General features: G+C 65.4%; 10 protein-coding genes. 7 read left to right on the top strand and 3 right to left on the bottom strand.

Going from position 1 to position 11,377, the window contains the following annotated elements:
• The first annotated feature begins 22 nt into the window (after positions 1-22).
• From ndk to B586_RS13380, 7 genes are all read left to right on the top strand, one after another.
• Positions 23-433, top strand: coding sequence for a nucleoside-diphosphate kinase (ndk, locus tag B586_RS13410; RefSeq protein WP_047315029.1), 411 nt, complete (start codon positions 23-25; stop codon positions 431-433).
• Positions 434-782: 349 nt separating this feature from the next.
• A complete protein-coding gene (gene rne / locus B586_RS13405) occupies positions 783-3,560 on the top strand; it encodes a ribonuclease E (protein ID WP_054879690.1) in 2,778 nt (925 codons plus the stop codon).
• A 227-nt stretch (positions 3,561-3,787) separates the two neighbouring features.
• Positions 3,788-4,099, top strand: coding sequence for a 50S ribosomal protein L21 (gene rplU / locus B586_RS13400; RefSeq protein WP_047315031.1), 312 nt, complete (start codon positions 3,788-3,790; stop codon positions 4,097-4,099).
• 11 nt (positions 4,100-4,110) lie between these two features.
• Entirely contained in the window at positions 4,111-4,365 is a 255-nt protein-coding gene (rpmA, locus tag B586_RS13395) for a 50S ribosomal protein L27 (protein WP_047315032.1), read from the top strand.
• A gap of 101 nt (positions 4,366-4,466) precedes the next feature.
• On the top strand, positions 4,467-5,978 hold the full coding sequence (gene obgE / locus B586_RS13390) for a GTPase ObgE (RefSeq protein WP_054879691.1): 1,512 nt from the start codon (positions 4,467-4,469) through the stop codon (positions 5,976-5,978).
• Positions 5,975-7,078 carry a glutamate 5-kinase gene (gene proB, locus B586_RS13385; RefSeq protein ID WP_047315034.1) on the top strand — a complete coding sequence of 368 codons (1,104 nt, stop codon included), beginning with the start codon at positions 5,975-5,977 and terminating at the stop codon, positions 7,076-7,078. Before obgE ends, proB begins: the two co-directional genes overlap by 4 nt.
• A 152-nt stretch (positions 7,079-7,230) precedes the next feature.
• Positions 7,231-9,273 carry an NAD(+) synthase gene (locus tag B586_RS13380; protein ID WP_054879692.1) on the top strand — a complete coding sequence of 681 codons (2,043 nt, stop codon included), beginning with the start codon at positions 7,231-7,233 and terminating at the stop codon, positions 9,271-9,273.
• Between the two features lie 39 nt (positions 9,274-9,312).
• Here B586_RS13380 and B586_RS13375 read toward each other — a convergent pair whose 3' ends face one another.
• The 3 genes from B586_RS13375 to B586_RS13365 all read right to left on the bottom strand — a co-directional run bounded on the left by B586_RS13375 (position 9,313) and on the right by B586_RS13365 (position 11,288).
• Complete coding sequence (locus B586_RS13375; RefSeq protein WP_414738722.1) at positions 9,313-9,756, bottom strand: methyltransferase family protein; 444 nt, start codon at positions 9,754-9,756, stop codon at positions 9,313-9,315.
• 197 nt (positions 9,757-9,953) lie between these two features.
• A complete protein-coding gene (locus B586_RS13370; RefSeq protein WP_054880913.1) occupies positions 9,954-10,838 on the bottom strand; it encodes a ribokinase in 885 nt (294 codons plus the stop codon).
• Between the two features lie 141 nt (positions 10,839-10,979).
• Complete coding sequence (locus B586_RS13365; RefSeq protein WP_231584561.1) at positions 10,980-11,288, bottom strand: helix-turn-helix domain-containing protein; 309 nt, start codon at positions 11,286-11,288, stop codon at positions 10,980-10,982.
• Positions 11,289-11,377: the final 89 nt, after the last annotated feature.

The following is an 11,377-nucleotide window of genomic DNA, read 5'->3' as shown; positions in this document are numbered from 1 at the left end:
GCCGTTCGGTACGCTGTGCGCCGTGACCGAACGGACCCTCGTATTGATCAAGCCGGACGGCGTCGAACGGCAATTGATTGGGGAGATCATCAGCCGCATCGAGCGGAAAGGCCTCACTATCGCGGCGCTGCAGCTCAGAAAGGTCAGCGAGGAGCTGGCCAGCCAGCATTACGCCGAGCACGAGAGCAAACCATTTTTTGGATCGTTGTTGGAGTTCATCACGTCGGGTCCGGTGGTGGCAGCGATCGTGCAGGGACCACGTGCCGTTGCGGCGGTTCGCCAACTCGCCGGGGGCACCGACCCGGTGGAGAAGGCGGTACCGGGCACAATCCGGGGCGATTTCGCGTTGGAAACGCAGTTCAACTTGGTGCACGGGTCCGATTCGACCGATTCGGCAAAGCGCGAAATCGCGCTGTGGTTTCCCGGCGTTTAACGGCGAGAACGAGAGGGGGCGTGCCGGGTTCTGAGCGGGTTCCTGAACGGGCCGTGGGTAGCCAAATCAGGGGCGAGTGGACGCGCCCGGCAATGTGGGATACTGATAGCGGGTGAACGTCGTCGTACCGGCGTCAGACACCCGAATGAAGACTTGGACAAGCGCGACCATCGCGATCCCGCGACGTGGCGCGGCGTGTCGAGCCGTCATTCAGCACGGCGCCGAGTGAGCTCTAGATGAGCTGCTCGGGGCGAGACCATCACAAGTCCGGGAGAAGTGACCCGGACACATAGCGAAGCCCTCGCGTGGCCGCGTCGATCGGACGCGCCCGGGGGCTTGAGGAGAATACGTGATAGACGGTGCACCCCCTTCAGACCCATCACAAGAGCCGACGCAGCATGAGGAACTGCCCGACCGCTTGAGAGTCCATTCGCTAGCCCGAACGTTGGGAACCACTAGCAGGCGAGTGTTGGATGCGCTGAGCGCTCTGGACGGACGGATCCGTAGCGCACATTCCAGCGTCGACCGCGTCGACGCGGTCCGGGTCCGTGATCTGCTGGCCAGCCAACCCGACTTGCCTCTCGACCTGACTGCCGTACCTGATAACCCGGCCGCGCCCGAAGAGCCCGAATCCCGGCTGCTGCTCGAGACTGCAATAGAGCGGCCGCACTACATGCCGTTGTTCGTGGCGCCGCAACCGATAGAAGTCGATGACGACGCCCGCGCTGATGATGGTGTGGAATCCGGTGACGACTCCGACGTGGACGACGACGAAGACCAAGCCGATCGACCGGCGAACCGTCGTCGGCGTCGTGGCCGTCGGGGTCGTGGCCGGGGTCGCGGTGAACAGGGTGGATCCGACATCCAGAGCGACTCGGATGACGAGGCCGACGCTGAGGACCTCGATGGGCAAGATTCCGACGACTCCGAAGACACCGAAGCCGGTGACGACGAGAACGGGTCGTCGGAAGCCGGCAACCGCCGCCGCCGTCGGCGCCGACGCCGCAAGTCGGGGTCCGGTGACGACGACGAGGGGCCCGCGCCCGACGATCCGCCGAACACCGTCGTGCACGAACGGGCACCCCGCGCGGCTGGCAGGTCTGCTAGCTCTGACGATGGTTACAACGGCGCGGGCAGCGCCGAGATCAAGGGTATCGACGGTTCGACTCGACTGGAGGCCAAGCGGCAACGCCGCCGAGACGGGCGCGACGCCGGACGGCGTCGTCCACCAGTGTTGAGTGAGGCCGAATTCCTGGCTCGCCGCGAGGCCGTCGAGCGGGTCATGGTGGTGCGCGATCGGGTCCGCGCTGAGCCGCCGCACCCGGGCGCCCGATACACCCAGATCGCGGTGCTCGAAGACGGCATCGTGGTCGAGCATTTCGTCACCTCAGCCGCTTCTGCTTCCCTCGTGGGGAACATCTACCTGGGTATCGTGCAGAACGTGCTGCCGTCGATGGAGGCGGCCTTCGTCGACATCGGTCGCGGTCGCAACGGCGTGCTCTATGCCGGAGAAGTGAACTGGGAAGCCGCCGGATTAGGCGGGGCCGACCGCAAGATCGAACAGGCCCTCAAACCCGGCGACTACATCGTCGTCCAGGTCAGCAAGGACCCGGTCGGGCACAAAGGCGCGCGGCTCACCACGCAGGTGTCGTTGGCCGGTCGCTACCTGGTTTACGTTCCGGGGGCGTCGTCGACCGGGATCAGCCGTAAGCTGCCCGACACCGAACGCCAGCGCCTCAAGGAGATCCTGCGCGAGGTGGTGCCGCCCGACGCGGGCGTGATCATCCGCACCGCCTCAGAGGGTGTCAAAGAGGACGACATCCGCAAAGACGTCACCCGCCTGCAGGAGCACTGGGAACTAATCGAGGCCAAGGCAACCCAGACCAAGGAGAAGGCCGCTGGCGCCGCAGTGGCCCTCTACGAAGAACCGGACGTGTTGGTCAAGGTCATCCGCGACCTGTTCAACGAGGATTTCGCCGGCCTCGTCGTCTCCGGCGACGAGGCGTGGAACACCATCAATGAGTATGTGAATTCTGTTGCTCCCGAACTTGTTTCGAAGCTGACAAAATACGAGCCGCCGATCGGGCCGGACGGGCAGCACGGGCCCGACGTGTTCGCGGTGCATCGCATCGACGAGCAACTGGCCAAGGCGATGGACCGGAAGGTGTGGCTGCCCTCGGGCGGCACACTGGTGATCGACCGGACCGAGGCGATGACGGTGATCGACGTCAATACCGGCAAGTTCACCGGGTCCGGGGGCAACCTCGAACAGACCGTCACCAAGAACAACCTGGAGGCAGCTGAGGAGATCGTGCGCCAGCTGCGGCTGCGTGACATCGGCGGCATCGTGGTGATCGACTTCATCGACATGGTGCTCGAGTCCAACCGCGACTTGGTGTTGCGCCGACTGACCGAGGCGCTGGCTCGCGACCGCACGCGTCACCAGGTGTCCGAGGTGACGTCGCTGGGTCTGGTGCAATTGACCCGCAAGCGGTTGGGCACCGGGCTGGTCGAAGCGTTCTCGACCTCGTGCCCGAACTGCACGGGTCGGGGGATCCTGCTGCATGCCGACCCGGTCGATTCGGCCCCGGCGGCGGGGCGCAAGTCTGAGTCAGGTGGTCGGCGAAGCAAGCGATCGAAGAAGAACCGGTCGGACGAGCCGGAAGTGGCCCCGGTGATGGCAAGGGTGCCGGTTCATGCTCCGGGCGAGCATCCGATGTTCAAGGCGATGGCCGCGGGCTCGTCCTCGGTGGTTGTTGGCGGCGACGCCGAATCCGACGAGTCCGCTGCGGAACTCACCGGGGAGATCGACGAGCAGGCTGCCGCTGGTCTAGAGGATGTTGACCAGGACGACTTCGACGCCGACGAAGAAGACACCGACGAGGAAGACGAACTCGACGATGACGAGGAACTCGACGACGACGAAGATCTTGGCGAGGAGGACCTTAGCGACGAGGAACTCGATCTCGACGACGACCTCGACGTTGACGAGTCAGACTCCGACATCGACAACGCCGAACTGCCTGACAGCCCCACTATCCCGATCAGCGCCGGATCAGGTTTTGCCCGTCCGCGCCGGCGGCGCGCGGCGGGCCGTCCGGCCGGGCCACCGGTTCACCTGGACTGACCTGCACCCGATCGAGCAGCGGTCGGGGACCGGTTTGACCCTGTAGCCGCTGGTCAAGTACCCTTGGGCAGTTGTCGACAGGCCGGCGGTTAGACTAGCCCGGCGACAGCGGGACTCAGCCCAGTGATCAGGTGTGGGCCCGCACCCCAGACTCAGCTACGCGCAGAGCCGGTGGCACGCGCGCGACGTGCCCAGCAGCGGCTAGAAAGATAGAGGCAGGAGCAACGATGGCGACCTATGCAATCGTCAAGACCGGCGGCAAGCAGTACAAGGTCGCCGTCGGAGACGTGGTCAAGATCGAGAAGCTCGACTCCGAGCCTGGAGCCAAGGTGTCGCTGCCGGTCGCCTTGGTCGTCGACGGCGCCACCGTCACCACCGATGCTCAAGCGTTGGCCAAGGTTGCGGTGACCGGTGAGGTGCTCGAGCACACCAAGGGGCCCAAGATCCGTATCCACAAGTTCAAGAACAAGACCGGCTACCACAAGCGGCAGGGACACCGTCAGCAGCTGACCGTCCTCAAGGTCACTGGCATCAAGTAGGGAGCGAACAGATGGCACACAAGAAGGGCGCTTCCAGCTCGCGTAACGGTCGCGATTCCGCCGCTCAGCGGCTGGGCGTCAAGCGGTTCGGCGGTCAGGTCGTCAAGGCCGGTGAGATCTTGGTCCGCCAGCGCGGCACCAAGTTCCATCCCGGCATGAATGTCGGGCGCGGCGGCGACGACACGTTATTCGCCACCGCGGCGGGAGCCGTCGAATTCGGCGTCAAGCGTGGACGCAAGACCGTCAGCATTGCGCCGCAGGCTTAGGCTTCGCGAGCTGGGGGCACCTCCCGCTTGCGGGGGAAACGCTGCGGCGCCTCCGCGAGGTATTTTTCGCCCTGGCGCTACGTTCGGAGGACTGATAACCGATGCCTCCTCGGTTTGTCGATCGCGTCGTCATCCACACCCGGGCGGGTTCCGGCGGTAACGGCTGCGCGTCGGTCCATCGGGAGAAGTTCAAGCCGTTAGGTGGCCCCGATGGCGGCAATGGTGGCCGCGGCGGCAGCGTGGTCTTCGTTGTTGACCCCCAGGTGCACACGCTGCTGGACTTTCATTTCCGGCCGCATATCACCGCGCCGTCCGGCAAACAGGGGATGGGCAACAACCGCGACGGCGCGGCCGGCGCGGACCTGGAAGTCAAAGTCCCCGACGGAACTGTCGTCCTGGACGAAGACGGCCGGCTGCTGGCTGACCTGGTCGGCGCGGGCACCCGCTTTGAAGCCGCCGCTGGCGGTCGCGGTGGCTTGGGCAACGCCGCGCTCGCGTCGCGTGCCCGCAAAGCGCCCGGCTTCGCACTGCTCGGTGAGCAAGGCCAGTCCCGTGACCTCACCCTGGAGCTCAAAAGCGTCGCCGATGTCGGTTTGATCGGGTTTCCCTCGGCCGGAAAGTCGTCGCTGGTGTCGGTGATCTCGGCGGCCAAACCCAAGATTGCCGACTACCCGTTCACCACGCTGGTGCCCAATCTCGGCGTGGTCTCGGCCGGCGAGCACGCGTTCACCGTGGCTGATGTGCCCGGATTGATCCCGGGCGCCTCGGCGGGCCGTGGCCTGGGACTGGACTTTCTGCGGCACATCGAACGGTGCGCGGTGCTGGTGCATGTGGTGGATTGCGCGACTGCTGAACCTGGCCGTGACCCGATCTCCGACATCGACGCGCTGGAGGCCGAACTCGCGGCGTATTCCCCGACACTGCACGCAGATGCGACGTTGGGTGACCTCGCCGACCGGCCCCGGGCGGTGGTGCTCAACAAGATCGACGTGCCGGACGCCCGCGAGCTCGCCGAGTTCGTTCGCGACGACATTGCCGCCGAGCGCGGTTGGCCGGTGTTTACCGTGTCGACGGCCACTCGGGAAAACCTGCAGCCGTTGATCTTCGGGCTGTGGCAGCTGATCTCGGCGTACCACACCGCGCGGCCGGAGCCGGTGCCGCGACGGCCGGTGATTCGTCCGGTGCCCGTCGACGACAGCGGCTTTACCGTCGAACCGGACGGACAGGGCGGCTTCGTGGTTACCGGCACGCGCCCCGAACGCTGGATTCACCAGACCAACTTCGATAACGACGAAGCCGTCGGCTATCTCGCCGACCGGCTGGCGCGTCTCGGTGTCGAGGACGAACTGCTGCGGCTGGGTGCGCGACCGGGGTGTGCCGTGACCATCGGTGAAATGACGTTCGACTGGGAGCCGCAAACGCCTGCGGGGCAACAGTTCGCAGGAACAACGCTGTCGGGCCGGGGCACCGATGCGCGGCTGGACCGCACCGACCGCGTCGGTGCCGCCGAGCGCAAGGCTGCGCGGCGTCAGCGACGATGCAGAGCGGAAGCGATGAGGAGGAGCGGCGCCGATGGGCCGCGTCAGCGCCGCGAACACGGTGACCAGTCGTGAGCACACCTCGCGACGCCATCAGGACTGCTCGGAGTCTGGTCGTCAAGGTTGGGACCAACGCGCTCACCACGCCGTCCGGGGTGTTTGATGCTAGCCGGCTGGCCGGGCTTGCCGACGCGATAGAGGCGCGGATGAAGGCCGGTACCGACGTCGTCATCGTGTCGTCGGGTGCCATCGCCGCCGGCATCGAGCCGCTCGGATTATCGTGTCGCCCAAAAGATTTGGCGACCAAGCAGGCCGCGGCCAGCGTCGGGCAGGTCGCGCTGGTGAACTCGTGGAGTGCGGCGTTCGCCCGGTATGGCCGCACGGTAGGGCAGGTGTTGCTGACCGCGCAGGATATTTCGATGCGAGCCCAACACACCAACGCCCAGCGCACCCTGGACCGGTTGCGGGCGCTGCATGCGGTGGCAATCGTCAACGAGAACGACACCGTGGCCACCAACGAGATCCGGTTCGGGGACAACGATCGGCTGTCGGCCCTGGTGGCGCACCTGGTCGGCGCCGAAGCTCTGGTGCTGCTCTCCGATATCGACGGGCTCTACGACTCGGATCCGCGGAAGAACCCCGGCGCGCGCTTTGTTCCCGAGGTGGCTGGGCCGGCGGATCTCGATGGTGTGGTCGCCGGCCGGGGCAGTTCCTTGGGGACCGGTGGAATGGTGTCGAAGATGTCGTCGGCGCTGCTGGCCGCTGATGCGGGCGTGCCAGTGCTGCTGGCTGCCGCGGCTGACGCCGCGACCGCGCTTACGGACGCCTCGATCGGCACGGTGTTCGCCGCGCGGGGAGACCGGATGTCGGCCCGCCGGTTCTGGTTGCGCTATGCCGCCGACTCTGCCGGCTCGCTGACTCTGGACGAGGGTGCGGTGCGCGCAGTGGTACAGCAACGCCGCTCGCTGCTGGCCGCGGGTATCACCGCGGTGTCGGGCCGGTTCTACGGCGGTGATGTCGTGGAATTGCGTGGACCGGATGCGACGATGGTCGCCCGCGGTGTGGTCGCCTATGACGCGACCGAGCTGGCCGCCATGATGGGCCGGTCGACCTCGGAGCTGCCCGGCGAGCTGCGCCGGCCCGCGGTGCACGCGGACGACCTCGTCTCGGTGTAACGCGGGCCCAATACCCCCGTGCGAGGGCGCGTTGCTGTACAGCGACACGCCGATAACGCTGGCATTCTGCGGACGCTCGCGCTGCACTGTCAGTTCGGCGTGTCAACCCGGCGAACGCTTGGTGACACCACTCGGGTGACAATGAGAGGGCGATGGACTTCTACAACGCCTACAGCCAGGGTTTTGTCCGCGTCGCCGCGTGCACCCATCACGCCTCCATCGGCGATCCGGCGGCCAATGCCGCGTCGGTTTTGCGGTTGGCCCGCCAGTGCCACGACGACGGCGTGGCCCTGGCCGTCTTCCCGGAGTTGACGCTGTCCGGGTACTCCATCGAGGACATCGTGCTCCAGGACCTGTTGCTCGAGGCCGTCGAGGACGCCGTGCTCGATGTCGTCTCGGCCTCCGCCGATCTGTTGCCGGTTTTGGTCATCGGCGCCCCGCTGCGCTACCGGCACCGCATCTACAACACCGCGGTGATCATCCACCGCGGTGTGGTGCTCGGTGTGGCGCCCAAGTCGTACCTGCCCACCTACCGGGAGTTCTACGAGCGTCGTCAACTCGCACCCGGAGACGACGAACGCGGCACCATCGGCATCGGCGACGTGGCGGCCCCATTCGGCCCCGACCTGCTGTTCGCCGCGGCTGACTTGCCCGGCCTGGTGCTGCACGTCGAGATCTGTGAGGACATGTTCGTGCCGGTACCGCCCAGTGCCGAAGCTGCGTTGGCGGGCGCGACGGTGTTGGCGAACCTGTCCGGCAGCCCGATCACGATCGGCCGCGCCGAAGACCGTCGCCTGCTGGCCCGCTCGGCGTCGTCGCGGTGTCTGGCCGCCTACGTCTATGCCGCCGCGGGGCAGGGTGAGTCCACGACCGACTTGGCCTGGGACGGCCAGACGATGATCTGGGAGAATGGGGTGCTGCTCGCACAATCCGAGCGTTTCCCCACGGAGGAACGCCGCTCGGTCGCCGACGTCGACACCGAACTGCTTCGATCCGAGCGATTGCGCATGGGCACCTTCGACGACAACCGCCGCCATCACCGAGCGTTAGTCGAGCCATTCCGGCGCATCGAGTTTCGGCTCGAGCCGCCGGCTGGCGACATCGGACTGCGCCGCGAGGTTGAGCGTTTTCCGTTCGTCCCAGCCGATCCGCAGCGGTTGCAGCAGGATTGCTATGAGGCCTACAACATCCAGGTCTCCGGGCTCGAACAGCGGTTGCGCGCATTGGACTACCCGAAGGTTGTCATCGGAGTTTCTGGCGGACTGGACTCGACACATGCGCTGATCGTCGCCGCGCGCGCGATGGACCGAGAAGGACGCCCGCGCAGCGATATTCTCGCGTTCACGCTGCCCGGGTTCGCGACCGGAGATCGCACCAAACGCAATGCCACCGAGCTGTGTCGCGCACTGGGTGTCACGTTCACGGAAATCGACATCAGAGACACCGCAACGTTGATGCTGAAAGAGATCGGTCATCCGTTCTCACGCGGCGAGGCGGTCTACGATGTCACCTTCGAGAACGTCCAGGCGGGGCTGCGCACCGACTACCTCTTCCGGCTGGCCAACCAGCATGGCGGCATCGTGCTCGGCACCGGTGACCTGTCGGAGCTGGGGCTGGGCTGGTCGACCTACGGTGTGGGTGACCAGATGTCGCACTATAACGTCAATGCCGGTGTGCCAAAGACGTTGGTGCAGCATCTGATTCGCTGGGTCATCGGGTCGGGTCAGTTCGAGTCGCAGGTCGATGAGGTGCTGCAGTCGGTACTCGACACCGAGATCACTCCGGAGCTTATTCCAAGCGATGAGGAAGAAGAACTTCAGAGCAGCGAAGCAAAGGTTGGCCCGTTTGCGCTGCAAGATTTTTCGCTGTTTCAAGTCTTGCGGTACGGATTTCGTCCGTCCCGGATCGCTTTCCTGGCATGGCACGCCTGGAGCGATCCCGATTGCGGCAAGTGGCCGCCCGGATTCCCGGAGGATAAGCGACTGTCTTACTCACTCAAGGAGATTCGGCATTGGCTACAGATTTTTGTGCAGCGGTTCTATTCGTTCAGTCAGTTCAAACGATCAGCGTTGCCCAATGGCCCCAAGGTGTCTCACGGAGGCGCGCTATCGCCGCGCGGGGATTGGCGTGCCCCGTCAGATATGTCCGCACGGATCTGGCTCGACGAGATCGAACGCGAAGTACCCGAAGAGTAGTCGATTGCGGCGCGCCTTCCAGACCGGGAGAGCCATTGCTCACGATGTGCGCCGGGAGCCTCGCTCGCGGATCAGCCCGACACCCGGGATGAACCGGCCCACGGTGGCGGTGTAGGCGCGATAGGAGTCGCCGTGCGTCCGCAACAGGTAAGGTTCCTCGACGCGGCGGACCTGTACCTCGGTCGTGGCGACGAGCAGGACGAACCCCGCGATGGCAACGAGGTTCGGTGTCACCAAAGCGATCCCGAGGCCAAATATGAACATGGCGGTATAGATAGGATTGCGCACCCGCCCGAACACTCCGGTGCGCACCAACATGGTGGCCTCCTGCTCGTCCACACCGATTCGCCAGGCATCGCCCATCTGCAGCTGCGCATAAACCGTCGCCGTGATCCCGGCAATCGCGACGAGGATCCCGGCGACCGGAATCCAAACTGCCCGCAACACACCGACAGGTTCAACAATGTTGGCCCGTTGCAGGATTGGAGAGCTCACTACCACCGCCAGCGCGATGACAAAGCCCGCCCCGGCCATCCATTCCAGCGAACCAATCCGGCCGCTGGTGCCACGAAAACCGGTCGATCCGGTACGCCGGTGCTGTAACCAACTACGCCAACCGAATCCGAGCGCGCCGAACACCGCAAATAGCACGAGGGCAATGTCGGCGGTAGTGGTGGCTTTCATGGGCTGCTCCTTTCGATCGCGTCGTTATCCGGTGCACAGTCACCGGCACCGGGCACCAGCGTCGCCAACGCGCCCGCTGCGCAGGCGCGTTGCACAGCGCGCAGCCGCTGAGCTTTAAAAGCTGGGCTCGGGCCCGGGTTGCGCGGCCAGTTCGCGGCCAGGACTCCGGCGAACACGTCGCCGGCCCCGGTGGTGTCCACCGCGGCAACCGCCGGAGAGGATACTGCGAACTTGCCGTCCGCACCGATATATCGCGCGCCCCGAGCGCCCAGAGTAGTCACGAAGTGGCTTGGTCGCCAAGGCCATTCGTGCTCCTCAGATTCGTTGGCGATCACGACGTCGGCGAGGGCTGCCAGTTCAGCCAGCGGCCCGTGCTGCGGTCCGGCCGGTGAGGCATTGACCATGACGACCGCTCCGGCTGCCCGGGCTTGCTGTGCCGCCGCTACCGCCGTCAGCAGCGGAATCTCCAATTGGGTCAACAACACGTCGCAGTCGGCGACGATCGCGCGGACGGCCGCATCGGCAAGCGTCAGCTGGCCGTTCGCGCCCGGCGCCACCACAATGGTGTTCTCAGCACTGGTGTCGACCACGATGATCGCCGTGCCGCTCGGTCCGGGCACCTTGACCATTCCTTCCAGTCCAACGCCGTTGGCCTGCAGGTGTGCTCGCAATCGGTCGGCGGCCAGGTCGTCGCCGACCGCGCCGACGAACTGTACTTGCGCACCCGCACGCGCCGCCGCCACGGCCTGGTTACCGCCCTTGCCGCCGGGCGTGTAGGTCACCGACGACGCCAATACGGTCTCACCCGGGAGCGGAAGGCTAGCAACGTCGAACGTCAGATCCATGTTCACGCTGCCTACCACGCAGACACGGGCCGCCATGCTGGTCGCTGTGCTTTCGGCCACGAACTCCTCTCCAGGGTGCTCAAGAAGCCCTCCTCGGTGAGGTCCAAACGCAGTTGAAGGCGGCGCGGTTTACTGAGCCGGGCGACGGGAATGCTGTATGACCAGACGTCGAGTGCCCTACGGGCCATCCTGTACCGCCACCCGGGAGAACTTCGGTACCACTGCCAGTGCGGTGCCACACTCAGAGAGCGCGCGCAGCGCGGTGTCCACGCTGACAGATTCTCCGCGCTCGAGCCGGGAGATGGTCATCCGGGTGACGCCGATACGCTCGGCGAGCTCATTTTGCTGAAAGCCCTTTTTTTGACGGGCCTTTCGGATGTGTTCGCCCAACTCAGCAGTGTCATACACTACTGGCACGCGATGATTCATATATCGATCGTATACGACAAAACGACCGATGCGCGATATTTCGAGCACCACCTGCATGGGCGGATATGATCAAAATATGTATCACGCCGTACCTCGGTGAACGCTATCAAGACTGATACGTGCAGGGCGGCACGCCGGAACGGGGT

Source organism: Mycobacterium haemophilum DSM 44634 (assembly GCF_000340435.2).
Taxonomy (GTDB): Bacteria; Actinomycetota; Actinomycetes; order Mycobacteriales; family Mycobacteriaceae; genus Mycobacterium; species Mycobacterium haemophilum.
Note: the sequence above shows the minus strand (reverse complement) of the source record. Positions and strands in the feature narration are given on the sequence as shown.

Coding starts and splice junctions, on each gene's coding strand:
- rplU (WP_047315031.1), top strand. CDS start 3,788: ATGGCGACCTATGCAATCGTCAAGACCGGCGGCAAGCAGTACAAGGTC.
- rpmA (WP_047315032.1), top strand. CDS start 4,111: ATGGCACACAAGAAGGGCGCTTCCAGCTCGCGTAACGGTCGCGATTCC.
- obgE (WP_054879691.1), top strand. CDS start 4,467: ATGCCTCCTCGGTTTGTCGATCGCGTCGTCATCCACACCCGGGCGGGT.
- B586_RS13380 (WP_054879692.1), top strand. CDS start 7,231: ATGGACTTCTACAACGCCTACAGCCAGGGTTTTGTCCGCGTCGCCGCG.
- B586_RS13370 (WP_054880913.1), bottom strand. CDS start 10,838: ATGGCGGCCCGTGTCTGCGTGGTAGGCAGCGTGAACATGGATCTGACG.
- B586_RS13365 (WP_231584561.1), bottom strand. CDS start 11,288: ATGCAGGTGGTGCTCGAAATATCGCGCATCGGTCGTTTTGTCGTATAC.